The organism is Sulfurisphaera ohwakuensis (genome assembly GCF_009729055.1).
Taxonomy (GTDB): domain Archaea; phylum Thermoproteota; class Thermoprotei_A; order Sulfolobales; family Sulfolobaceae; genus Sulfurisphaera; species Sulfurisphaera ohwakuensis.
Genome location: NZ_CP045484.1, coordinates 676,436 through 699,169, shown reverse-complemented (window position 1 = coordinate 699,169; position 22,734 = coordinate 676,436). Strand labels below are relative to the sequence as shown.

Genomic DNA, 22,734 nt, shown 5'->3' with positions numbered 1-22,734 from the left:
GGAATAAAAATGCAAGATAAAAATTTTTTTATTCAAAACTTGGCTGAATTTGTAAGCTTCAAGCAGATAGATGGATATTTATCAGCTCTAATTATGACGTTAGGATTTATTCCACTAATTATTGCTCCTGTTGGGACTCTCATTCCATATAATGAGTTCTGGGAAATTATAATTTTTTTCATATCTTACTTTATTATTGGTTATTTAGTGCCTTTATTAGTTACTAGAAAGCTATATAAGATAGAGGAAGATGGATTTTCCTACTACATTGGAGATAAAAAATATGTTGGAAGAGACGTAGATTTTGTAATGATCTATACAATAAAACCCTTTGTAATCGTGCACGACTATGTAGACTATTGGAAAATATCTGAAATACGGCAGAAAGTTAAGAATAACTTATTTAAGTTCGAGAAAATAAGAAAGTACATGCTATTGATTCTTGGAGGATACTTGCTCGGAATATCATATTATGAAGTTTCAAATTACTTTAAGTCAAGTCCTTATAATAACTCTTATCTTCTAATTTTTCTTTTAACAGTTCCTTATATAGCAGGTTTTACTTTTATATTTATTTATATTTACATGAGAGAAAAAAGTAAATTAGTAAACTCTATTATCAGTAAATTTATGTCAGAACCAGTATTAAATAATCTTCATTTAAAAAATGTCTTACATCTAATGTCTTTTATTCTTATACTTTCTTTCATATCTTCCTCAGCATTCTTTTTATCTGAGCCTAATCTTATATCTTTTTTTCTCTTTTTGGACAAATTCTGTGTAGATATATTAATTCTATCTATTATAACATTTTTATCTTCAATAATTTTCACATCCTTTGGATTATCGCAAGAAGAATTTTTGATCTCTTATGCACAATACCTTTTTATTTCAACTATTCCTCAGCTTTTTCTATTACCAAGATTAAAGTATCCTTCTCTCGACTTCGGCTATATAATAATGTATGCCTTATTCGTACTACTTGCTTACATTACCGCTATATTTTCAACTAATAATAAGAAAAAAGGTTTAGTTGCTTGGTTAATGATAGCTTTAGTCACTTTTTTATCATCGTTATGCATTTTATTTCTTTATGAATTTTTAAGGTGAAAAAATGAGCAAGCTTAACAATTATTTCTATGTTATTTTCATCAGCTTTTTACTCTTAGTACTTGCTCTTATATCTCCCTTAGGAAATAGCTCCTTATCATTTATCTCAATATTTTCAATAATTAATATTAGAATTGTTAGTAGTATAATTTTTATTATAATCTACTTCGTAGAAAATGTAAAAAATCCTAATTATTAACAATAGAGTAAAATATCCTCCTATTATTCCTTCCATAACTATAGACACAGTCACACAAAACTCAAATAGCGAGGAGGAAAAAAGTACCCATGGTATCATATTCGTAGAGTTTTATAGAATGTATACTTTTTCTCATGAAAATGCTATATATTTGGGGTTAATTTACCTAGTCGTTTTAAGCTTTATAGAGGTTTTAGTTTATAATAAACTGGGGATATAAAAATGAAGAATAGATTCGCTATTAAGCGATACAGATTTGACGTTTTTGCCTTTAACTTCTCGTTTACTCTGATTGTCTCACTTCCATTGTTCTTTATTATAAGCTTTATTGTCAATCATAATGTTAACAAATTGGTAATTCCTTTAGCTTTAACGAACTCATTTCTCTCGGGCTTTTATTTGAAGATAGATAAGTTCCGCGGGATAAATCTTTCTGTATTTTCTGAGATAGTAATCTCTTTTTTACTATTATTAGTTTTTATATCTAAGGAGACTTTTCTTTTATTATTCTCTATAATTTTAAGTTTAGCTCTAGCATATAAATTCAGTAAGGTTGTACAAGGGCCTTTATTAGTTGGTGTAGTGACCAATTATTTTATCTCTTTCCTATTTATATTTATAAATCTTTTTTTATTTAATATAAAGATTGTTGTACAGAATACTTTCATCTCCTCTTTTATTGCACTATTATTACAAGATATATTTAAATCCAGGGAGATAGACATGACTATGATACTGAGTTTTGATAAAAGACTTTCTTTCAGTGGAGAAGAGAATGTTCTAGTATTTGGAGGCTTAGGGGGATTCGATCAATTATATTTGATTCCTTTTGTTGCAACTTCCGTTAATTTTATTATAGTTTACATGTTCGGAATTCATATTCCTTTTGATTTAGAAAATTTGCTATAAAATAAACAAGAATTAGACAATAGTCTCATCATCTAATCTCTTATTTGATTTAACTTCTCCCTAGACCTCAAATTTGTTCTTTACAAAAATAATTTCAAAGAATAATCATCTATTATCTTGAAAATTTTGTAACTAGAGAAAATTAAGTGGATGCATAGGTCGTCATTATGTTATTTATATTTCTATAAGTTTTAACGTATAATAATACTTTATTTAACAGCATACCCTACATGAAGAAAAAGTCACTTAATAAATTTATACATAAATGACGATACTATGGACAAACTGTCGTGTCAGCAGTTCCTAATAAATCGTGAAGTTTGTGTCATTTGTTATCATTTAACATTTCTAGCTCTCCCTTTACGAAAGTTTATAAGCTTTTACATTAACATTAGCATGTAGAAGAGAACTCTACGATGAACCAGAGGAGCAATGTGAGGAGGACGGGTTCAATGAGGCTTCAGCGTCGCGGTTGGGTGCCCATATTCCCTAACCTAGGCGTGGGGAGGCAGACAAGGGGAATGAGGACGAGAGTTAGTATTACTCATCAATCTCCATTTTTATCATCTTGGACAACGTAACGTGGCAATCTCAGCTAGCACTATTCTTGAAATATGAATGAAAGATTTATTATTGAAGCTACACTCAGTTACATGACGGATAAACATTATAATTTACTTCCTCGTTATTTATATTCTTGCTCAATAACCTTATCTTATGGTTTCCAGTGAAGCTAACGAATTAATGGAGAAGGCCAAGAGATACTTAGAATTAGCTAAGATTTCGCTTGAAAAAGATTTTTACTCTGAAGCTTGTTTCCTTTCTAGCCTTTCAGCTGAATTATATATTAAAGGAGTTAGTATTTCATTAGTTGGGAGTTTTTCCATAGTTCATGACATTAGGGAAATTTTAAGCTATATAAGGTTAAAAAGAAAGGATCTTGAAATTATTGAAGATTTTATAAGGAATAATAGGGAGAAACTAAAAGATATAAGTAATGAATACTTAGTTTCAAGATATAATCTATCTTATACATATAATAGACAAGATGCAGAGGAGTGTTTAAATACTGCATTAATGGTGATAAAATTTGGAGAGGATCTTCTTCATTCAATTAGCGGAAAAGATTAGACCAATATTTGGAAAGATAGCTATAATTCTCCACGGTAGTAGGATTAAAGGAAATTATTATCCCGCTAGTGATCTGGATATTTTAATAATTAGTGAGAATTGCCTAGATAGAAAAGGATTAAAAATTCTTTACTCATTTGGTGAAGAACTTAATGGAATAAAACTGGATTATCAATTAGTTTGCTATAAAAATAAAGACTATTGGATAGTTAAGAACGTTCTTTCTTCACCTCATTTAGTTATTATAGATGATTTTAACGAGTTCATGAAATAATTTTTAAAATAAAAAGTTAGTGGTGTTTGAAAGGAGTGTGTCTAACTATTTTGTTAAATTAGTATTTACTGAAATAAGTGAGTAGTGTCTTCCTAACTTAACGTGAGATTTTTGCTAAAAATTTGATAATAATATTTTTATTAAATTAAGAGTTATTAAATAACATCGGGTTTGATGTCGATCTACGAATAAGTTTCAAATAATTTAAATTGTTGGACACACTCATAGTGTCGTTATTAAGCTATAAATTTCATACTCATGTCCTAATTGTGGTAAAGGGATGAGGGAGGTTGGTTATCGTTAGTCTAGGTGTTCTTGCGGTTATGAGAATGATCGTAATGTTATTGCCGTTGTGGATTTGAATGGAGGGGGTCTCTAACCCTCAAATGAGAGACGTAAATCCGAATCGATGAGGGGAAAGTCTTTCAAGACAGGGCGTAACTCAGATCAAAATAAGTAAGAATGATAGAAATGCTCTACGAAAACATAAAATACCTATAAAGAAAAATGTATATATTAAGCGAAAAAGATAAAAATTAATGAAATAGCCTAGGTTAAACAGAACCTAAGAAGAAGTTAACTGAGACCGCTATGATGCTAGAGAAGAAATTAGGGAGGAAAGTTTCTTATTATGATGCGATAAATTATCTAATAGAAAATAAGAGAAATGAAAATCATGCAGACGGAATATTCGGGATAGCAAGAATACGTGATTTATCGATGAGTTAATAAAAAGTTCATAGGGAAGATTAAAAGAATGTTCTTGATACCAATATAATTTTATCTTTTCTTGAAATAAAAACTCTATGAAAATATTACGATGAAATACGTTAGTGCGATAAACCTCACTGATATATAGTCTTTTTTATGATACTTGCAGATTCTGGGAAATATTACTTCATCTCTATCTCATAAAAACTATTTTTCCTTTCACTTCTAATTATAGTTGTGAGCGGAAATAGAGTAAGATTATTAAAAAGGAGAGCGCTACGCTTTTTAGAAGAAGCTAAGAGAGATCTTAGCGAAGGATATTATGATATAGGTGCGTTTCATGTGGAGCAAGCATTACAATTGTATGTTAAAGCAGTGATCTTTGAACTTTTTGGAAAAGATTATGAAGGACATGGAATAAGGGAACTAATTAGTTATTTATCAAAGTTGCTCAAAGAAAATGGCTATGATGAGTTATCTAGAAAGATTAACGAATTAGTAGGGGAATATAGACAACAGTTAGTGGCTATTGAAGACGCTTATATAGATTCCAGATACGAATATATTGAATATGAAAGAGACGATTTAGAACCCTTAATCGAGGTTTCAGAAAGTATAATAAAATTCTTAGAGGAGGTAGTGAAGATTGTCAAGTTGGGTTAAGTTTAGGTTTTCTCATTTAAGGAGATGGAGAGAATATGCCGAAAAAGTAGCTAAGGCTGTGCGAGATTTGGAACCTAATGTAGAAGTCTACGTAATAGGTGGTGTTGCTGAAGATAGAATAACTGTGTTAAGCGATATTGATATACTTATAGTAGTAAAAAGAAAATTAAACAATAAGGAAAGAAAGACGTTAAGAGAAGAAATATTACTAAGAGCTATGGATGCATACGAGCTACCTTTTGATGCACCAGTTGAAATTCACTTAGAGGACGAAGATGAAGCAAAAAGATTTTTTGAACTATCAAAAAAAGTAATAAAAATATTATGATAATTTAATACAATTTAAATACAGAACGATAAATGGGAGTAGTTTCGTGTTTTTCCCATAAGTTAATTATGATCTCTGCTACGTTAGAATATATGAAAATCTACAGCAAGAATAAGAAAAAGAGAAAAAGAGTTATTAAATTAAAAACATGAAATTTAAATACTTGAGATAAATGCAATGTAGCTTTAGCTGCACTTTTTCCAGATTTTAAAGGGCGAGATACTCACTTTAAATCTTTTAATTGTAAATATAAAAATAAATTAAAAAAGAATTAAGATATTAAAAAATCCTACTCATTTTTTGCACTACTTTCTCCTTCTTCTGCCCACAAGTTTACTTTCTTGCCAGCTTGCGTCAGTACGTGGGGTTTATAAATCTTTAAATATATTGCATAGCCTGTTGCGAATGCTAAGAAAGCTATAGATATTATTCCTGCTGGAGTTTCTGGTAATACTGGAGGCCATATAGATGCATATAAAGCATATCCTAGAATTCCAGTAGCCACTGCGGGAGCAATGTAATGTTGTAATATATGGAATATTGCGTGCAAAAGATCCTTATGCTTTTCCTTCAATCTGAAGAATAAAGTTATTAAAGACGTGTTTAAAAGGAAGTGAGTCAATACCATTCCAAATAAAGCCATCGTAGTTAAGAATTCAAAAGTATCCGCTAGGGCTTGAAGCACATTTGCATTAGCAGTAGTTGTTGTTAATGCTTGAATAGGATTAAGCCCGTTAGCTGCAAACATTGCAAAAGCTGTTAAGATGGCTGAAATCGATGATGCTATTCCTATAAATGTTAACGCTCTGTAAGGAGTATGGTATTTTGGATGGATCTTTGAGAACCACTTTGGAATTACGTTATCTCTAGCCATAGAGAAGTAAACCCTTCCAGCATTACTTTGCATTGCTACCGCATCAGAAAACGCTGAATTCATTGCAACAAGGAACAATCCCATCGAACCTATTATACCTAAATATAATCCCATCACTATTATACCCGGTATTGCCTGTACATCTGGGTTTGGATTATTAGTTAGTGCTGTTAAATTATTTACTCCCCAACCTGCAACTATACCATATGCCATTTCAGTCAATACTGCACCTACTATAAACACGCCTAAGCTCAAAGCCCTCAGTATTTGTTTAGGATGCTCAACTTCTTCACCTAAAGGTGCAGATCCTCCATAGCCGATAAAGCTAGTAATTGAAAAGACCATTGCTAATCCCAAAGCTCCAGCGGGTCCTCCGTATGGTGCAAAATCCTTAGCATATTGAGGCCAAGCAAAGGGATTAAACACAGCTAATGTATTATCTGGCGCCTTAGCAATTACAATTGCTCCTATTATTGCCAAAAATGTTACTTCGAATAGTGAAGCGAATTTCAAAGTAGTAATCTGTGGTCTTATCCCTATTATTGCCAATGTTATTGGAACTATTACGAATACTAGGATCAGCGGTAACCATAACCAAGATGGTAACACTATATGATAGTAGTAATCTAAGAATGCGGGAATAATAGCACCGCCTATGTAAGTAGGAATCGCTGCAGTACTTGTTACTTGATATAAGACGTAAAGTAATCCGGATATAGTGGCTGGTACAGGGCCAAAGGCGTTAGCAATATAACCATAATACCCTCCTGCACTAGCATGCCTTTTAGCTAGGTGATATAACGTATTTACTTCTAAATACATTGCTAATGTGGCTAATAGGAATGCTAAGGGCGTTAAAGCGAAGGCGTATGCGATTGCGGAAGTTATAAAGGCTACTACGTCACATGCTGGAGCCATTGCTGCTATTTCTTCAACTAAAGCACCTAACGTACTTACTTGACCCTTTTTCAGGCGTGGAACTTCTTGCTGACTCATCGCTATTATTAAGGGTAACCCGAATATTTAAGGTTTTCGGGTAACCCAAAAATCTTTTTTTAAACAAAAATTAATCTTTAATTATATAAAAGTCTCTTATAGGTATTGCCCCTTCTTTAGATAGGGAAAGAATTTGAACTAAAGTCATATACTCCAATGCATCTATGTTATACTCAAGAAGTTCTATAGCAGAACTATTTAAAAGGTCTACCTTTATCTTAATTTTTCCGTAATCTATTACATACGAGTTTTTACATAGTAAAATAATGTGATCGCTTTCATGCTTAATATTTCTACATGAAGATAAATCAGAAGGAGCAGTTGTAATATGTTTCTCAAATTCTCTCTCATAAGATTCGGGAGTGAATCTTTTGCTTATTATACACCTCTCAACTCTTTCCAGGTCTTTCTTTTTCAATTTACTCTTAAAAAAATTGATAATATCATTCAATTTTTCACCTTCAAAATTTGACTTTTTTTTTAAAGTTTATATTTTTAACTAATCGGAAAATCACTCTCAAAAAACTCTCGGAACAAGATGAAAGTTTATTCTTCTAAGAGATTGGTAAAGAGAGAAAGAGATAGATGAGATAAGAGAAAGCATTATCAGAGCTATTTGGACAGCTGTCTACGGAATGAGAAGATTGGGTAAGGCAAGCATTGTCAGTGTTGCTGTTAATGATCCAAACTATGTTGTAAGTAAGCTTAACTAATGAGGTTAGTAGTTTTAGAAAATTACTTTACCAAAAAATTACAATGTTTGTTCATTAACTAATAAATACTTTGAATTTACTCCCTTACTTTATTTCATTTATCACAAGGAATTTTTCAGTTAATAAGATAATATCTCTTACATATGTTCAACGCAACGTAAAAATGTAACGATTTTCCTATAAGTGCTAGCTGGACTGGGTGTTAACCACTTGATCTACTTCTACGCTCTTAGAAGTAGATTTCTCTTTTTAGCTAGAAGTGTCTGATGTTAAGCGAAATCTAATTCATAAGATTAACGTAAAAATTTTAATAGCCTTTTAAGAGTCTACTTTGCTCTTCCCTAACTTAAACCTTTTCTGAATTAAAATACCAATCAATAATCTCTTTAAGCATATCGTGGACTTCAATCTTTCTCTTTTCTGCCTCCTTTACAACTTTCTCCCAAAGTTCCTCGTAAGGAAAATAAACGCATTTATATGCACTTACATTATTAATCAATTTCTCTAGGTAAGTGATTTCTTTAATAAATTCCTCAAGAATTTTCATTCCTTCATCGGTTATCTTATATACTACTTTCCTTTTATTGAGAAAAAAGGGCACATAATGTTTTTCTATAAACCCTTTTTCCTTCAGTTTGTCCAAGTGATGTTGTAAGTTACCCTTAGTAGTTTTAACTCCTAACTTTTCCAACTCTCTTTGCAAGTCAGTAAACGATATTTCATCGGATATATAAAGGAGTGTTAGGATATAAACGTAAAGCTTATCTTCCAATATCAACTTTCATCACCACTAAGTCAATAAGATTTGTCATCGACGTTAATACGTAAAAGTCGCTAGGATCGTAAACCATAATTATGGAAAATAAAACATTTATTAAGGTTACTATCAAGACCTTTTCTCTGCTTATTATCCTCTTATCAATTCCATGATATAAATATAATATTAAGCTCATCATAAGTGGGATTAAATAAGGTAATTTGTAAAAGACAATAAGTGCGAGTATTATATTAAAAATTAGGATCAGGTTGTTAACTAATACGAATCTTCTTCTCATCTCATCTAATTTCCTTTTCTCTCTGAGACGCAACAGTTTCAAATAACTTTTATGAAGTTTCATTAATTTTCTAATCTCGTACCCAACGATGAAGTAAAAAATGAACGGAGTAAAGTAAAAGTATGGGCTTAAGTCTAACGTTGATATTAAGTAAACGCCTAGATACGCAACGCTAGATAAAATTATGATAAGCTCAAGTATATTTCTTATTCTTTCTATTAATTCAGATTCAATATTTTCTATGAAGGAAGTTAAGGGGACTTCATTAGCCATTTCTATCACGGATATTGGTGAAGTAACATTTTAGTTACATATAATAAATTTATGAACTCAAGTATATTGTGTATATTCTTAGAATGATAGTTTAATTTACAATAAACTTTAAGACCATTAATAATTGATAACATTTCCGTCTTTACACCCATATATCTCGGACTCTTATTAGAAAGTTGAATAATGTATTTGTCCTCGAGATCTAGATATCTTATTCGTAAGGGAATGTGTAATAACCACGATGGAAAATCTTCAAAGAGTTGTAGAATCTTATTTCTAATATCCATTGTAAGATAATAAAAAGAAGAGTGAGTATCCTCGATTTCATTCCTATTCATATTTAACACTTTGTTTTTTATCCTTAAAACCTGTAGGAAGTTTGTACTATAAACTTTATGTGTGATTTTTAATGCCATCAATTTTTATAATTAAGTTTGTGTTACATACTTTATCCTTATTTTAAAGGCTTAGATATATTAATTATAACTTGATGCTTCAAGTAAATATACCAGAGTTAAAAAGAGGGGATAAAATTATCCTCAAGAACATCACTTTTTCTTCAAGGTCAAGAATTATATGCCTAAAGGGAAGAAACGGTAGCGGTAAGACTTCTTTACTGCTCGCTTTATCCGGTTTAATTCATCATAACGGTAAAGTTAAGGCTGATCCAGAGATTAAGAATATAGGACTTTACGCAGAGGATGAGGAGTTTTACGGTCATATAACAGCTAAAGACTTTCTTAAGATAATCTTTTGGTTTAAAGGTGAGGTTAATGATATTTTCAGGATAGATTATAACGGCAAAATAAAGAATCTTTCAACGGGTCAAAGGAAAAAGTTATATCTAACACTAGCACTTTCCGGTAGACATGATTGGCTCTTATTAGATGAACCATTTGCAAACTTAGATGAAAAAAGTGTTATCGTCTTAAGGGAGTATTTGAAAAATATAACTAATCCAATTATTTTAACTACTCAAACTCAAGATGAACTCTGTGGTGAGTATGTAAATGTTGAGGAATTCACTCCTTAAACTGTTCTTCTTTACGACTGTCAGAAAGAAGAGGTTTTTATGGATTTTAGTAGCCTTTACACTACTCTCTGCAATGCTTGCCTACTTAGGCTATCTGTCCTTTAAAAACGGATTAGATTATGTACCTTATGAGGACATGATTTATGATACCTTTAACTTTACCGTAGTTGCTTCAATAATATTTGCCGGAGATCTAGTAAGTGAAGACTTTGGTTCTAACGTTAAGTATATCCTTTTACAGTTGGGTGAGAGAAGTAGTTTAGTGACTTCTAAGTTCCTCGTATCTCTGTTTGCTGTGAGCCTAATAGGTTATCTAATACCGATACTGAGTAATTTAATAGTCATATCAGTCTACAAAGGTTTACCAAACTTAGAATACATAGGGATACTATACTTATATGTAATTGCGTATACCTCACTTAATTCCCTATTTAGTGCACTATTTTATGATAAAGGGAGTAAAGTGACTATAATGGTTAACATTATTTTATGGGAAATTGTATACTTTATTTATTCCAGTTTCATATCACAAATAAATTCAATGAAGCAGTTCTATTACACATCATTACCAATATTAGCAGAAGGACTCTATAAGTATTACTATAATATATCAAAGGGATTTAATCCAATTAAACCAAACTTAGAAGACGCCATCTTAGTCCCCGTTATCGTTACTATTATAGCCGTAGTTGCAACTTACATAAGAGTTATGAGTATTAAAATATAACCAGAATCCTGGTTAAGAATCACGATAATCCCTACTTTCATTATGAATTCTCTTCGAAGGAGTGATTATATGTTAAACTAAAGGTAGGCACTATATACTATACCTCTTAACAAGCATACGTTTACAACAATGGGAGTTTAAGGATCTTTTGTGACTTTTTAGTCTCTCATTTCAATAATCTGTTTAAGCTCTTTGGAAGGTTGGCCTAGTTCAATAAACACATTAACTTATTACCTCTGTAGTAAATAAGAATTTATGACATCACTCCCTATTTTTACTGATAGTAAACTTCTGAGATTTCTCCATAGAGGAGGAACCGTAGTATGGGTTGGTGATTCTCCCTTCTTTTACAGATTGCATTGCTTCGATAGGAGCGTTAAGGGAGAATTAGAGAAAACAAAGGAAAAGTTGAAGAAGAGTGTTGCCTTTACACCTATTCCTGACTTTTACCTTGATAAGTTTGGTCCTTATGAGAGAGGGGATAATGTATGCATAATGGATATAATAGGAGGCTTTTATATAAACATAAACGAAGTTACATGATTATCACTAGATTATAGACATTTAAATTTTTACAAATTAAGTGAAGTATGTTATTTAGGTTCTGAGAGATATGTAACTACTACACTTATTGGAAAACTTCTCGATTATAGAAGTTCAGTAACAGTAAGACCCACTAAATTAACTATAGTAGTTGTTCTACTTTAACGCGGCTTAAAGATTTTCACCAAATCTAGTGCATTCCATAAACATATTTGAGTTAATTTGAGGAATTCCTTCTCACATTTCGTTATTAACAAAACGTCAGACTAAAAACTTTATCGGTAGTATAGGGGATTTCGCATTACTGAGGAAAATTAGAACAACTGCTACAGTATACAACTTCTTACCTTGCAGCCTATCCTTATGGGACTCATAAAACTTCAACAACGTTGGGTTCCTAGAATAATTCATCTTTGCAAGAAAGTAGAATAAACTACGCAAATACTTATTACCCCTCTTAGAAATCCCCCTACTTATCACACCCCTACCACTCCTCTCCACAATTGGGTCTAAACCACAATAAGCAACAAAAGATTCTGGCTTAGGAAAGCGCCTAATATCACCAACAACACCAATAATTATACCAGCTGCAAGCCTCCCAATTCCCGGGATAGTCAACAAAACGTGATCCTCGGGAACTTGCTCCTCAATCATCCTCCTAACCTCTTTCAACCTCTCTTGCGTTTCCAAGAGTGTTTTTGCCAATACTCTTATTTCTTCAAGTACTATTGGTGTGTATTCTAGGTTGTAGAGCTCTTCTTGTGTAAAATCCCCATTTGCGAGTTTTTCCAACCTCCCACGGTTACAAATTAGGTCTTTTAGAGACATTAGTATGTGGTGCCTATGTATAATCCCCATTAAGTATTATCTTGCAATTGGGTTCTGTATATTTACTTTTTCGTAAAAATTTTATTAATAAAGTAAATTATGCATTGGACGCTCTAACATTACTGAATGGTTAATTTTTTATGTGGGGGAATAAAAGTGGAACTCATGAAAAAAGAATATTTACTTAACGTTGACGAGAAGGGGAGGATAGTAATCCCTAAGGAAGTAAGGGAAGAGTTTAATATTACTGAGAAAGTAAAACTCGTAGTTGAAGACGATAAAATAGAACTCTTACCTTATGTAAAAAAGAGTTATAGGGGGTTATTTAAAGCCAGCCTTAACTCAAAGGACGTAGACGAAGTATTGAAGGAGGCTTTGGAAGAGAGGAGTAAGAAGTGGTTAAGAGATATCTTGATGTAAACGTGTTAGTATACTATTTACTTGACGACAAGGAATTAGGTGATAGAGCAGAATATTGGATAAACAATACTGACGAGATCTACACTTCAGAAATTACGTTCTTTCAACTTATCATAATCCTCAAAAATTTAACGAAAGAAGATGAAAAGGAAATCTTGAGGAAATTATCAGAAGTATTTGAAGGACTAAACGTCAAGTTTGTACACCTGGAACCTTATGAACTAAAAGAGGTATATGAGATAGCCAGTAAGAATAATCTTGATTTTGAAGACGCAATACACTATTATTGTTCACGAAAGATTAACGCTGAAATGATAAGTAATGATTCAGATTTAAAAAAGTTTGGAGCTAAATTTTAACCCTAAACGTCTTAAGGTTCGTATACTGCACGAGAAAGTGTACAATGTGTAATTAATGTGAACAACTAAATAAAGTAAAAAGTTATAAAACACGTTTACTTAGAATCAAATTCACTTAGTTGTAAACAATATGATAATGTAAAATCAGTTTATTAAATGCAATTGGAAATAATTTCATATTTTTCGATAATCAAGGCTAAGAGAGAACTCTTCTGACATAGAATTTAATGCATAGCATAATCTTGATGTAATCTCCATTAGGTATTATAATACTAGTTAGGTTCTATAATATTTATTTTCCTATAAAAAATCGTTAATTAAAGTAAATTATATTGATTACCATTGAACGCTATCTCATAACGTAACTTTTAATTCCACGGAGAAGTAGAACTAGGAATAACCACTGGCAGTTCTCTAAAACGGTTAATTATGCCTCTTTCTCCTATAATTTACCTCCTCTACTTCCTCCCACTTTATTTTCTTCTTATTCTCAACCTCTGAGTAGAATATAAACAAATGCCTGGGGAAGTCCGAATAATCATTAACCTTAACCACAAGTTCTCCGGTTAAGTACTTTAATACGTTTATCAAGTCAGGAGCCCTAAACGGGATTTTCCTCTTCAAGAACTCCTTAACAGCGTTTATATACTCATCAATGAAGTCATTAGCTATAATAGTATACCTACCGTTTCTAGGAGGGTATAAGTAAACGCCGTAAGTTATAAACCCTCCCCTAATGATCTCAAACGGGTGGCCACCACAATGGGCTTCACCATGCAACCATTTCTTAAACGCCTCCTTATCGTCTAACGGTAAATCCATCATACCGCAATCCCTACCGTCAGCATAACGTTTATATAACTCTTTAAGGTCATTGTCCATCTCGAGCTTGTTTGCCTCATAAACTATTTTAACAACCTCTAAATAATCCCTTAAAGTTATATCATCTGACTGGAGCTTATTCTTCAAGTTCTCCTTGTATTGTATAAGTAACTGTTTGGCATCATCCTTACTCATTTTAGGTTTTATAACGTATTTCAGCTTAACTTCTCCAACTAAGTAGTGTTTATAAATGTCCTTAGTGGTAATAAATATGGGGTCTTCATATTGCATTTTCATGAAAATGTAAACTCTTATTAACAACGAATTATAACATTGTGGTAATTTCTCATCACCTTTCCCAATCCTTATCCCACCTTTAGTGTGAACGAAGAACTCATACTCGTCAAACTCTTTAAGATAGCAAAAGCTTGTGGGTACGAACTTTATCTTTCCCTTCACGTTAACCGGTAAGAAGAGATAATAATAGCATCTGACATAATCGTCCTCCCTTGTAGGGTAAATGTAATTTTCCATTTCCTTTAACAGATCGTAAGCTTTAGTACTTTTGAAAGTTTTATTTCCTCCATAACTGAAGTCCATTAAGTATAAGATTAACGGGTATTTTTTGATTATCTCCCAAACCTTATACATGGCAATACTATCTATTTTTATGAAGAGAGGGTAAAAAGGAAATACTGACGTTTTTTCGGAATAGGGATCGGTAACCCTCATCCTCATGCCCTTTCCGTGCCTAAGAGTAATAACCTTATACTTCTAGTAGTTAATCCGACTATTTTAATGAAAATAAGACTACTGATATCTCCTATGAACTTTTTCCCAGTCCTTTATTTAACTCCTTCTAATCTCTTAATTACTCTTTCTACTATATCATTATCAATTTCACCATGTATAATGGTTTCACTAAATAACATATCTTTAAACCATTTCGGCATTAATTCAATCGAATTTGTAATATTCTTATCATATTTTGAACTAGGGAGTCTGGGACAAATTAGCTTTTTCTTCAAGAATACATATAATATTTCGAGATTTTTGAGTATAAGCTGGTGTCATTATTGAGCTATTTATATTTCTATGAATTTTTAGCACATAGTAATATGTTAATCCAATATTTTCACTCTCTATAAAGAAAGGTCATTTGATAAATTTATATACAAATGACGACACTATGTAAAAATGTAACAATTTTCCTATGAGTTACATAATTGTAAAATCAATATGAAATAATATAAAAATTTGAGAGCCTAAAAAATCTTTGTGATCTAAAACTGTTTGTAGATAGATTCTCGCTCAATGTCCTTCTATTAATTCTCTAATTAATCCGTCAATTTTCTCAGAAATTTCCTTGACCTCATATTTGGAGAAATATGTGTGTATTATGTTTTTAGTCTCCTTTATGACGGTAATTAGGTCAGTAAATACATCATCTTTCCTAGTATATCTGCTGAAATCGGGCTCAAAACCATTATACTGATAATCGTGAAGGTCTAATGCTATTCTCACAAGGTTCAGAATATCAATCCCTATCTTCCTTAACATCTGTGCTAAAGCATACATACTGTGGGTTGGGACTATGTGAGCTTTCTTCTTAATCCACTCCTTTTCCTCCTTGTCTTTAGCAATACTAATTAGTTTATCCTCATTAACGACCACTAATGCACTCATAAGTGCTTTTACAGCACTAAATGCTTTTCCAGCAGAATTCCTAGTGTATCCCTCTTTCCATAAGGTCAATGAGAGAAGAAGATCAGATAAACACTCAATGATCCTAGCCTCAACGTACTCTTCTCCAACCTTATAAAGATCCTTCTCCATAGGTATTCAGTTCTCAGAAAAAGTTAATAATGATTACTCTTTAAGCTGTTTTGTTGGACACTTCAATTTTCTTAGGTGTTAGGTTAATAAAATTTTTATTAAATTTAAAATTAAGCATAAATATGATAAAAATTCAAGAATCCACAAAGCGTCTTTAAGTTAAAATTTGAGTAGCATTTATTGGAAAATCGTTGCCCAAGATAATTCTTACAAGGAATTTTCTAATACTTATATCTAATTTCAGTAAATAGGATAAGTTCTATCGTTTTTATAGTAACAATATTCATTACTTAAGCTGATGATTTAAAAATTATCTTATAGTTAGGATTTTACGTAAACTGCTACACATGATACTTCCAGTAGTTGAGAGGGTTGCTCTCCAGCTTAACAGTCCTTTTCAATGTCTTCAACACATTTTACCACCTTCTCGTACTTGTGAGATCTATGACTGTAAATTCTTGAGGCGAACGATTTAACGATTTCTACAAAGTCCTCAACTAACTCTTGCATGTAATCCTTAGGTTCTTCTTGAAATGATACTATAATATCTACTCCGTAAGCCTTGAATAACTCTACGAGGTATTCGAAACCGAAACGTGTTAGCCTATCCTTGTAAGCTACTACTATTGTGTTAATCTGCCTCCTCTTGGCTAATTCTATGAGTTTCTTTAATCCTCTTCTATCTTCTTTCAATCCAGAGTCGATGTCTTTAATTTCTATTATCATTACATCACCAAAGGTTTTCTTAACCCATTCCTTTAACGCGTTTGATTGCCTCTCCAAGTCGTCCTTTTGTGTATTTGATGAAACTCTAGCGTAAATCGCTACTTGCCTAACTTTTTCTTTTCCACTTATTAATCTTTCTACCTCACTATAAGGTATCCTCCACCTACCGTTAATTTCAATAGCCTTTATTTTCCCTTCCCTAATCCACTTAATAACACCACTCCTACTTATCCCAAATATTTCAGCAACTTCACTAGGTGTCAAATACCTCTCTACACTATTTAAAAATATTTAAAAGTTACGCAGAAATGTTACAGTCTAAATTTAGTGAATTATAAGGATAGGATGAGGTTGAAAAGGATATAATGAGTGTAACAAAGTTCATCATTGATTATGTTAGAAACTACTTTGAGGATATAGGAGATTAAGAATTGGGAAATGAGTTCAAAGTGCTGAAGAAGATTTACAAAAAATTGGGGGTTAAGGGGGCGAAAAGCCTCGCCTCTCTGAGGCGGGGATGGATAGCCCCCTTATAGAAAGTTTAAATACTTCTTTTTTCGAAATTCTTTTAATGGCTAGGAGGGTTAAAGCGATCAGAGCTACTGTTTCTATGAAGATCGCCCTATCTGAACCCCTCCTAGCCCTTGTGAATAACTACGTAAAAGCCCTCCGTTTCGCCCTATTTTGGTTGAAGGAAAATGTCCCGAATCCTAATGAGAAGGAAGTTTTAGAAAAAGTCCATGAAGGACTGTATGAGAGGTTAAAAGAAGAATATAATCTACCATCAAAGGTTGCCCAAGACTGTTATCGTGAAGCTCTCTCAGTATACAAGGGCTGGTATAATAATCTGAGAAGGGGTCGTTTCCCAAGAGTATATAAGCCAACAGTTTGGCTAACTCCTAAAGCAAGTTATAATGTTGACTTAGATAATATGACTGTTAGGATAGCAAGTGTTGGTGAATTTCAAATTCTAGGTTATCCTAGAAACCTCAAGGAGTACTTAAGCTGGAGGATGAAGGAGGCTAGGTTAGTGGTTAAGGGTGATAAGGCTTTTCTTAAGGTTGTTTTTGAGAAACCGTTGGAGAAGGCTAAACCAGGGGAAAGTATTGCTGTTGATGTTAACATGAGCGAGATTGTTGTTGGCAAGGATGATACTCATTACGTTAGGATTCCAACTCGTTTGCACGAGGTTCACCACTGGAAGTCTTTAGCCGAGAGATTGCAGAAGAAATACTCAAAGAGGTGGAGGGAGAATAAGAGGATTCTGTATAGGATTCGTTCTTTTCATCAAAAGGCTAGGCGTATTATGGAGGATTTCGCTAGGAAGGTTGGGAAGTGGGTTGTTGAGATTGTTATAGATTTTGGTGCTAATGTTATTAAGTTGGAGAACCTTGAGAACCTCATCAAGGACGTAGATAAACTACCTAAAGAGTTTCGCGATAAACTTTATCTAATGCAGTATCGTAGGATTCAGTATTGGGTTGAGTGGCAGGCTAGGAAGCATGGTATTCTAGTTCAATACGTTAATCCCAAATATTCTTCCGTCTCTTGTCCTAAGTGTGGTAAAAGGATGAGGGAGGTCTCTCATCGTTGGTTTAAGTGTTCATGTGGTTATGAGAATGATAGGGATGTTATTGCTGTAGTTAATCTGAACAGGAGGGGGTCTCTGACCCTCTCGTCTGCCCACTAAATGAGAGATGTAATCCCGAATCGATGGTGGGAACGATGATCCGCCCTAAGGGAACCATCGCCCTTCTAGGGCGGTGAGAAAGTCAGGGAAGTTAAGAGTTTGATCAAAACTAATCTTTAAAATTATTTCACATCAAGATTCCTTTATATTTGATAATCTTCTCCTTATAAAATCTACTACGAACATTATGTCCTTTTTTACGAATTCCTCTCGACTATACCTAGAGATTTCTGAGTCCTTATCATAGCCATTATATTGAAACTCATGTAAATTCAGAGCAATTTCCGTCGCCAACCTCAATTCATTGTCATTAATGATCGCTACAACCTCTCTTAGCTTACTACTCGGCATAATCGCAATTATCCAATCAACCCTTTCCACAACCTTATTAGCCGATATCGTCCTTTTCCCTGGATAGTATTGCAAAAGCAAATCTCTGTAATCAATAGCCAATCCGGCAACGTAAGCTTTCAACGCCTGATAAGCTTTTCCGGCTGAATTCCTTAAAAGACCGTCGTTGAGAAATCTCTCAGCGAGTTCAGCTTCGTATAATGCCTCTTTGAACCTATCACCTTGATATTTCTTTGCGTCAACCCATGGCTTCACTACTTCCATGATATAAAAGTAAGGCTAGAGTTAATTTAACCTTTTTTCTCTCAGCGTAAAGCTTGGAAAATAAGTTAATGAAAAGTTGATTCGTTAGCCGTAAGATCTTCCTTACTATAATGAAAGGAAATATAAAATGAGCATTTTTATACCACGCAAGTAGATTATACTTGTGAATGTACTACAATTAGCAATACTAACAATCCTATCTGAAGATGAAAGGAGTGTAAATGAGTTAAGAGAGTATTTAGGTATTGATAAAAAGAGAATTATAAAAAGTATAAGGTCGTTAGAAAAGAAGGGATTAGTAGAAAGAAAGACTTATCTTGGAGAGGGAGACGTTATATTTGGAATTACAGAAGAAGGTATTCAAGAGCTTTATAAGTATTATATGTTTTTGAGGGATTTGATAAAAGAGATGGAGATCTCCGTATGCACTAGGTTTGACTGCTGATCCTATTAAATACTAGAACCAATTGAGTAAGTCGATTAACATTGAATAGAACTCTTTCTTGTTTATCTCATAAATTATTTCAGCATTGGGTTCTTTACCCCAAATTCCTAAATAGTCAATAACAGTCATTCCTCTGGTTAAGCAATCACAATTTTCAATATCCACATATTGCCTTTCCGATTTTAATACTACATTTCTATTGAGAGCCACAGAAGTTGTAATTAGGTCAGGGTGAGGAGTCCCCTTTATTTTCTCTTTTTCCATAGAATATTTTCTATAATGAGTGTAAATCTTAACGTAAAATTGAGCCATCTTAGTCTTCATCGTCTTTATTTGTTCCCATTCTTCATCGGTGATTGGATAGTTAACAATAACATCCCACGGTACCATGGTAATATCGAAACCGGCGTTAAAAACAATTTTTGCCGAATCCGGATCTACCCAAATATTGTATTCGGCAACTGGGGTTATGTTTCCTCTTCCCCATACTGTTCCTCCCATTATCCAAACCTTTTTTATCTTTTCAGCTACTGACTTATCTTTTAAGTAAGCTAAGGCAAGATTTGTTAACGGGGATATTGCCAAGAACTCTAATTCACCAGCATATCTATCGGCAATATCGACAATAGCATCTACAGCTTTCTTATTTTGTGGTTTAAGTCTACTGGGTTTTACTACCTCATCTCCAATTCCTCCCTTGCCGTGAACCTCTGGGACACTTCTGAATTGTTTAACTAGCGGTCTATCACTACCAGGATAAACTGGGATATCTTTTCCTACAAACTCTAAGCTCCATAATGCGTTATTTATTTCTTGCTCATAAGATATGTTTCCTTCAACAATAGTTATTCCTTGGACATCTATATTGTTTCTGAGTAACATAAAAAGGCTCATTATGTCATCTTCAGCTGTATCACAATCTATTATGAAATGCCTCATACAAATATATTCTTAAAATCAAGTAGTCTCTTAAGCTTTAAGTATACTTCTTTGGGATTATCTCTCGTATAAAACTTTACTCCAGCTTTGCTTAATTCCTCTGTATCTGCATCGTATAATTTAAATATGCCACTTTTATAAACCCAATATGCATAGACCGGTTTACCTATATTTACGACTCTTACGAATGCTGAGAAAGAATCACCTTCTATAATTATCTCCCTACTTTCGTCTATTATTTCGACAACAGGAACTCCTTCATCTTTTAAATACCCGGGTCCTACATTTTTCTCTTCTTCGAATGAAACGTGAATATTGAACTTTTCTCTATCGTAATCGACTAATAAGACTAATGGTGATAATTCAACTAGTTTTGAGATCTCGTTATCTTCTACGCTCTTTTTTTCATACGTTATTACTTTTGCTGGTTTAGGAAATAATTTCATTTCAGCCCTAGATATAGCACCCAAAATTCCTCTAGAACCTATTAGGAAATTCCACCTAATCCCGCCATAAGGTGTTAAGACTGTTACCCATGAAGTGAAATCCCTTGGTCTCCCATAAGTTGTTGATAATGGTGAAGGTTCGTTTGTTGCTAACAAACCTCCAATAGTGCCATCATAGAGTGTTGGTAAAAGCAAATTATTCTCACTAGCTTCTTTTCTAATTTTAACAACATCTGCACCAGCTAATGCCTGGACTTTATCTCCTTTAATTTCGAACCAGTCCATTTTTCTAGTATAAATGAATTCCTCAGCGTCTCCTTTTTTAGCATGTTTTCCTTTACCTAATATTTGGATCTTTTTTGAATTTGTGTATGCGTCTCTTATAACCTTGAATAATTCTTCTTCAGAATAAACGTCCATCAATAAAACTCTTAATCTAATAATGTTTAAATACTATTTGGCTTAAGCTCATATAATTCGACGTAACAGAGATCTTTACAAAGCTTCTTTACATCTTCTCCTATTAATTCAATCCCGTTAATAATTTCCACTACATATTGTTTATTAATTATTAAGAAATAGTAAGAGGAATTATCAAATGTAAGTTTACTTAATAGTTCTTCCATCCCTTTATAATTTGTCCAAAGTTTAACACTTAATTTTTTCTTTAATGATATAGACTTCTTAAATTCAATATTTATTATAAAATCTAGAAATAAATCTTGTATAGTAGATTTCAAAATTCTTCCTATAATCCCCCAATCGTGAATTTCCAATCTAATTCTAGATGAGTAGTCATCAACATTAACTATAGTAATATTTACTTTTGCACCACCTAGTTTTGAGTTAAATAAATATATAGCAAAGTTTGTTTCAATCCTCTTTGAAAAAGTACCTTCAATATTAAATCCTAAGAATCTTAAGACAAATTTATCATCAATAATTCTAAGCCTACTATTAGAAAACAATTCTTCCTTTGCTAATGCTAGTAATAATTCCTCTGGATATCGAAGAATCGTAATCTCCATAAATCATAATATCTTTGAATGTCTATTTTAATTTTTCGTTTGTAATACTTCACGAATTATACAATGTTTTCGATCAACAAAATTTTTCTATTGCCAATATACTGTGAACTATTAAATTTTCTCACATGTTAAGCTTATCAATGTTTAAATTTAAAAAGTGCTGATTTAAGAGTGAATTCTAACTCTTTAATAAAAATAAATAATCCATAGAACATAATAGTTCAAATAAAAAATGTCATCTTGGTACCTCTATTTATTCTGTTAGAGATTCTTCTTTCTATATATAAATGATAGCAAGATAAATTAATATACCAAGAAGCTAGCTTATTAATAGTCTCCCTTTATAATGAATATATTTTGAAAAATTCTCCTCATTTATGAAAAATTTTAATGATCTACGTAAAAAACTGATAGAATAATTTACGACTTAAAATAGTCAAACTTTAATTACTTTAACTAGATCTTCAAACTCTCTCCTAATCTCTCTAAGTACTAAGTTAAAGAACTTTAAATAACCTTCTGCCCTGTCTTCTCGCTTCTGATAAAAATAGAGATATTTATCTCTAACTACAGTCAAAAATTGTGAACTGTAGTAGAAGTTACTACTCCTTCTCCTCTATAATTTAAGAATTTTTTAGAAAATAAAATATCAGTATCTATTAAATATTTCACACTACTCATGTAACTTTCCTACTTATTTCCTTATTTACAATTTGATCTATCTCCTCTGGAACTATACTCATCTCTTCTACAGTTTTTAAAAATTCTTCTTCGAATGCGTTAGACGCTTTTTCAGCTACTTTTTCAGCTAAATCTTTTTTATCAGTGATAAAGTAACCTGATCCCAGATCTACGAGATAAACCTCTTTCTTCTTAAACTCAGAAATTACTATCCTTCCTTTTTCATCAGTATTTCTGATTAATATCTGACCTATCATATAGGAATATTTGATAACTGTAGAATAAATTTTCTCATGCAAAAGTAGGCACTTGTAAGCTAATAAAACTATACTTTATATTCTTCTTCTCTCTTATTCTCAT

28 protein-coding genes and 2 pseudogenes are annotated in these 22,734 nt (G+C 32.5%); 15 read left to right on the top strand and 15 right to left on the bottom strand.

Annotated elements, in window-relative coordinates; translation table 11 throughout:
• Window positions 1-9: 9 nt before the first annotated feature.
• The 8 genes and pseudogenes from D1869_RS04175 (at window position 10) to D1869_RS04150 (ending at window position 5,325) form a co-directional block, all read left to right on the top strand.
• Window positions 10-1,110 (top strand): hypothetical protein, encoded by a 1,101-nt coding sequence (locus D1869_RS04175; protein WP_156014046.1) that lies wholly within the window; start codon window positions 10-12, stop codon window positions 1,108-1,110.
• 421 nt (window positions 1,111-1,531) lie between these two features.
• Window positions 1,532-2,218 carry a DUF1614 domain-containing protein gene (locus D1869_RS04170; RefSeq protein WP_156014045.1) on the top strand — a complete coding sequence of 229 codons (687 nt, stop codon included), beginning with the start codon at window positions 1,532-1,534 and terminating at the stop codon, window positions 2,216-2,218.
• A 717-nt stretch (window positions 2,219-2,935) separates the two neighbouring features.
• Window positions 2,936-3,349: a HEPN domain-containing protein gene (locus tag D1869_RS04165; protein WP_156014044.1), complete on the top strand. Its 414-nt coding sequence runs from the start codon at window positions 2,936-2,938 to the stop codon at window positions 3,347-3,349.
• Window positions 3,309-3,623: a nucleotidyltransferase domain-containing protein gene (locus D1869_RS04160; RefSeq protein ID WP_156014043.1), complete on the top strand. Its 315-nt coding sequence runs from the start codon at window positions 3,309-3,311 to the stop codon at window positions 3,621-3,623. Before D1869_RS04165 ends, D1869_RS04160 begins: the two co-directional genes overlap by 41 nt.
• Window positions 3,624-3,873: 250 nt before the next feature.
• A pseudogene (locus D1869_RS15310) lies at window positions 3,874-4,002 on the top strand (RNA-guided endonuclease TnpB family protein); the annotation flags it as partial.
• Window positions 4,003-4,217: 215 nt separating this feature from the next.
• Window positions 4,218-4,352 (top strand): hypothetical protein, encoded by a 135-nt coding sequence (locus tag D1869_RS15620; protein ID WP_260311241.1) that lies wholly within the window; start codon window positions 4,218-4,220, stop codon window positions 4,350-4,352.
• Window positions 4,353-4,571: 219 nt separating this feature from the next.
• Window positions 4,572-4,997 (top strand): HEPN domain-containing protein, encoded by a 426-nt coding sequence (locus tag D1869_RS04155; RefSeq protein ID WP_156014042.1) that lies wholly within the window; start codon window positions 4,572-4,574, stop codon window positions 4,995-4,997.
• Complete coding sequence (locus D1869_RS04150; protein WP_156014041.1) at window positions 4,981-5,325, top strand: nucleotidyltransferase domain-containing protein; 345 nt, start codon at window positions 4,981-4,983, stop codon at window positions 5,323-5,325. The genes D1869_RS04155 and D1869_RS04150 overlap by 17 nt, the downstream gene beginning before the upstream one ends.
• Window positions 5,326-5,614: 289 nt before the next feature.
• Here D1869_RS04150 and D1869_RS04145 read toward each other — a convergent pair whose 3' ends face one another.
• From D1869_RS04145 to D1869_RS04125, 5 genes are all read right to left on the bottom strand, one after another.
• Window positions 5,615-7,195, bottom strand: coding sequence for an APC family permease (locus D1869_RS04145; protein WP_156014040.1), 1,581 nt, complete (start codon window positions 7,193-7,195; stop codon window positions 5,615-5,617).
• Between the two features lie 70 nt (window positions 7,196-7,265).
• Complete coding sequence (locus D1869_RS04140; RefSeq protein WP_156014039.1) at window positions 7,266-7,646, bottom strand: hypothetical protein; 381 nt, start codon at window positions 7,644-7,646, stop codon at window positions 7,266-7,268.
• A 608-nt stretch (window positions 7,647-8,254) separates the two neighbouring features.
• Window positions 8,255-8,686 carry a MarR family winged helix-turn-helix transcriptional regulator gene (locus D1869_RS04135; protein WP_156014038.1) on the bottom strand — a complete coding sequence of 144 codons (432 nt, stop codon included), beginning with the start codon at window positions 8,684-8,686 and terminating at the stop codon, window positions 8,255-8,257.
• Entirely contained in the window at window positions 8,670-9,236 is a 567-nt protein-coding gene (locus tag D1869_RS04130; RefSeq protein WP_156014037.1) for a hypothetical protein, read from the bottom strand. Before D1869_RS04130 ends, D1869_RS04135 begins: the two co-directional genes overlap by 17 nt.
• Window positions 9,237-9,241: 5 nt before the next feature.
• A complete protein-coding gene (locus D1869_RS04125) occupies window positions 9,242-9,574 on the bottom strand; it encodes a hypothetical protein (RefSeq protein ID WP_156014036.1) in 333 nt (110 codons plus the stop codon).
• 152 nt (window positions 9,575-9,726) lie between these two features.
• Between D1869_RS04125 and D1869_RS04120 the strand changes: the two genes are divergently transcribed.
• The 3 genes from D1869_RS04120 to D1869_RS04110 all read left to right on the top strand — a co-directional run bounded on the left by D1869_RS04120 (window position 9,727) and on the right by D1869_RS04110 (window position 11,539).
• A complete protein-coding gene (locus D1869_RS04120) occupies window positions 9,727-10,269 on the top strand; it encodes an ABC transporter ATP-binding protein (RefSeq protein WP_156014035.1) in 543 nt (180 codons plus the stop codon).
• Window positions 10,247-10,996 carry a hypothetical protein gene (locus D1869_RS04115; RefSeq protein ID WP_156014034.1) on the top strand — a complete coding sequence of 250 codons (750 nt, stop codon included), beginning with the start codon at window positions 10,247-10,249 and terminating at the stop codon, window positions 10,994-10,996. Before D1869_RS04120 ends, D1869_RS04115 begins: the two co-directional genes overlap by 23 nt.
• 255 nt (window positions 10,997-11,251) lie before the next feature.
• The gene (locus D1869_RS04110) at window positions 11,252-11,539 is read left to right on the top strand and encodes a hypothetical protein (protein ID WP_156014033.1); all 288 of its coding nucleotides are present in this window, start codon (window positions 11,252-11,254) and stop codon (window positions 11,537-11,539) included.
• Window positions 11,540-11,869: 330 nt separating this feature from the next.
• Here D1869_RS04110 and D1869_RS04105 read toward each other — a convergent pair.
• Window positions 11,870-12,340, bottom strand: a pseudogene (locus D1869_RS04105) (IS110 family transposase); the annotation flags it as partial.
• Between the two features lie 192 nt (window positions 12,341-12,532).
• On the opposite strand from D1869_RS04105, the gene D1869_RS04100 reads away from it, so the two are divergent.
• Both D1869_RS04100 and D1869_RS04095 read left to right on the top strand, forming a co-directional pair.
• Window positions 12,533-12,787, top strand: coding sequence for an AbrB/MazE/SpoVT family DNA-binding domain-containing protein (locus D1869_RS04100; protein ID WP_156015903.1), 255 nt, complete (start codon window positions 12,533-12,535; stop codon window positions 12,785-12,787).
• Window positions 12,763-13,146 (top strand): type II toxin-antitoxin system VapC family toxin, encoded by a 384-nt coding sequence (locus tag D1869_RS04095; RefSeq protein ID WP_156014032.1) that lies wholly within the window; start codon window positions 12,763-12,765, stop codon window positions 13,144-13,146. The genes D1869_RS04100 and D1869_RS04095 overlap by 25 nt, the downstream gene beginning before the upstream one ends.
• A gap of 423 nt (window positions 13,147-13,569) precedes the next feature.
• Here D1869_RS04095 and D1869_RS04090 read toward each other — a convergent pair whose 3' ends face one another.
• The 4 genes from D1869_RS04090 to D1869_RS04075 form a co-directional block, all read right to left on the bottom strand.
• Window positions 13,570-14,700, bottom strand: a complete 1,131-nt coding sequence (locus D1869_RS04090; RefSeq protein ID WP_231113697.1) for a hypothetical protein — start codon at window positions 14,698-14,700, stop codon at window positions 13,570-13,572.
• 113 nt (window positions 14,701-14,813) lie between these two features.
• Window positions 14,814-14,996, bottom strand: coding sequence for a DUF6955 family protein (locus tag D1869_RS04085; protein WP_156014031.1), 183 nt, complete (start codon window positions 14,994-14,996; stop codon window positions 14,814-14,816).
• A gap of 283 nt (window positions 14,997-15,279) precedes the next feature.
• A complete protein-coding gene (locus D1869_RS04080; protein ID WP_156014030.1) occupies window positions 15,280-15,804 on the bottom strand; it encodes a PaREP1 family protein in 525 nt (174 codons plus the stop codon).
• A gap of 384 nt (window positions 15,805-16,188) precedes the next feature.
• Window positions 16,189-16,821: an IS607 family transposase gene (locus tag D1869_RS04075; RefSeq protein ID WP_156014029.1), complete on the bottom strand. Its 633-nt coding sequence runs from the start codon at window positions 16,819-16,821 to the stop codon at window positions 16,189-16,191.
• A 280-nt stretch (window positions 16,822-17,101) separates the two neighbouring features.
• Here D1869_RS04075 and D1869_RS04070 point away from each other — a divergent pair, with 280 nt between their 5' ends.
• Window positions 17,102-18,220, top strand: a complete 1,119-nt coding sequence (locus D1869_RS04070) for an RNA-guided endonuclease TnpB family protein (RefSeq protein WP_156015901.1) — start codon at window positions 17,102-17,104, stop codon at window positions 18,218-18,220.
• 132 nt (window positions 18,221-18,352) lie between these two features.
• Here D1869_RS04070 and D1869_RS04065 read toward each other — a convergent pair whose 3' ends face one another.
• On the bottom strand, window positions 18,353-18,835 hold the full coding sequence (locus D1869_RS04065) for a PaREP1 family protein (RefSeq protein WP_156014028.1): 483 nt from the start codon (window positions 18,833-18,835) through the stop codon (window positions 18,353-18,355).
• A 163-nt stretch (window positions 18,836-18,998) separates the two neighbouring features.
• On the opposite strand from D1869_RS04065, the gene D1869_RS04060 reads away from it, so the two are divergent.
• Window positions 18,999-19,280, top strand: a complete 282-nt coding sequence (locus D1869_RS04060; RefSeq protein ID WP_156014027.1) for a winged helix-turn-helix domain-containing protein — start codon at window positions 18,999-19,001, stop codon at window positions 19,278-19,280.
• Between the two features lie 12 nt (window positions 19,281-19,292).
• Here the strand turns inward: D1869_RS04060 and D1869_RS04055 are convergent, their stop codons facing one another.
• The 4 genes from D1869_RS04055 to D1869_RS04040 all read right to left on the bottom strand — a co-directional run bounded on the left by D1869_RS04055 (window position 19,293) and on the right by D1869_RS04040 (window position 22,631).
• Window positions 19,293-20,219, bottom strand: coding sequence for a nucleoside hydrolase (locus D1869_RS04055; protein WP_156014026.1), 927 nt, complete (start codon window positions 20,217-20,219; stop codon window positions 19,293-19,295).
• Window positions 20,216-21,085 carry an FAD-binding protein gene (locus tag D1869_RS04050; protein ID WP_156014025.1) on the bottom strand — a complete coding sequence of 290 codons (870 nt, stop codon included), beginning with the start codon at window positions 21,083-21,085 and terminating at the stop codon, window positions 20,216-20,218. Before D1869_RS04050 ends, D1869_RS04055 begins: the two co-directional genes overlap by 4 nt.
• A 26-nt stretch (window positions 21,086-21,111) precedes the next feature.
• The gene (locus D1869_RS04045) at window positions 21,112-21,693 is read right to left on the bottom strand and encodes a hypothetical protein (protein ID WP_156014024.1); all 582 of its coding nucleotides are present in this window, start codon (window positions 21,691-21,693) and stop codon (window positions 21,112-21,114) included.
• A gap of 677 nt (window positions 21,694-22,370) precedes the next feature.
• Window positions 22,371-22,631 (bottom strand): VapB-type antitoxin, encoded by a 261-nt coding sequence (locus tag D1869_RS04040; RefSeq protein ID WP_156014023.1) that lies wholly within the window; start codon window positions 22,629-22,631, stop codon window positions 22,371-22,373.
• Window positions 22,632-22,734: the final 103 nt, after the last annotated feature.

Excerpts from the sequence above, each read along its gene's own strand:
- D1869_RS15620 (WP_260311241.1), top strand. The coding sequence starts at position 4,218 with ATGCTAGAGAAGAAATTAGGGAGGAAAGTTTCTTATTATGATGCGATA.
- D1869_RS04170 (WP_156014045.1), top strand. The coding sequence starts at position 1,532 with ATGAAGAATAGATTCGCTATTAAGCGATACAGATTTGACGTTTTTGCC.
- D1869_RS04045 (WP_156014024.1), bottom strand. The coding sequence starts at position 21,693 with ATGGAGATTACGATTCTTCGATATCCAGAGGAATTATTACTAGCATTA.
- D1869_RS04100 (WP_156015903.1), top strand. The coding sequence starts at position 12,533 with ATGAAAAAAGAATATTTACTTAACGTTGACGAGAAGGGGAGGATAGTA.
- D1869_RS04115 (WP_156014034.1), top strand. The coding sequence starts at position 10,247 with ATGTTGAGGAATTCACTCCTTAAACTGTTCTTCTTTACGACTGTCAGA.
- D1869_RS04120 (WP_156014035.1), top strand. The coding sequence starts at position 9,727 with ATGCTTCAAGTAAATATACCAGAGTTAAAAAGAGGGGATAAAATTATC.
- D1869_RS04040 (WP_156014023.1), bottom strand. The coding sequence starts at position 22,631 with ATGATAGGTCAGATATTAATCAGAAATACTGATGAAAAAGGAAGGATA.
- D1869_RS04110 (WP_156014033.1), top strand. The coding sequence starts at position 11,252 with ATGACATCACTCCCTATTTTTACTGATAGTAAACTTCTGAGATTTCTC.
- D1869_RS04125 (WP_156014036.1), bottom strand. The coding sequence starts at position 9,574 with ATGAATAGGAATGAAATCGAGGATACTCACTCTTCTTTTTATTATCTT.
- D1869_RS04080 (WP_156014030.1), bottom strand. The coding sequence starts at position 15,804 with ATGGAGAAGGATCTTTATAAGGTTGGAGAAGAGTACGTTGAGGCTAGG.
- D1869_RS04065 (WP_156014028.1), bottom strand. The coding sequence starts at position 18,835 with ATGGAAGTAGTGAAGCCATGGGTTGACGCAAAGAAATATCAAGGTGAT.
- D1869_RS04130 (WP_156014037.1), bottom strand. The coding sequence starts at position 9,236 with ATGGCTAATGAAGTCCCCTTAACTTCCTTCATAGAAAATATTGAATCT.
- D1869_RS04055 (WP_156014026.1), bottom strand. The coding sequence starts at position 20,219 with ATGAGGCATTTCATAATAGATTGTGATACAGCTGAAGATGACATAATG.
- D1869_RS04145 (WP_156014040.1), bottom strand. The coding sequence starts at position 7,195 with ATGAGTCAGCAAGAAGTTCCACGCCTGAAAAAGGGTCAAGTAAGTACG.
- D1869_RS04090 (WP_231113697.1), bottom strand. The coding sequence starts at position 14,700 with ATGAGGGTTACCGATCCCTATTCCGAAAAAACGTCAGTATTTCCTTTT.
- D1869_RS04070 (WP_156015901.1), top strand. The coding sequence starts at position 17,102 with ATGGCTAGGAGGGTTAAAGCGATCAGAGCTACTGTTTCTATGAAGATC.
- D1869_RS04050 (WP_156014025.1), bottom strand. The coding sequence starts at position 21,085 with ATGGACGTTTATTCTGAAGAAGAATTATTCAAGGTTATAAGAGACGCA.
- D1869_RS04165 (WP_156014044.1), top strand. The coding sequence starts at position 2,936 with ATGGTTTCCAGTGAAGCTAACGAATTAATGGAGAAGGCCAAGAGATAC.
- D1869_RS04175 (WP_156014046.1), top strand. The coding sequence starts at position 10 with ATGCAAGATAAAAATTTTTTTATTCAAAACTTGGCTGAATTTGTAAGC.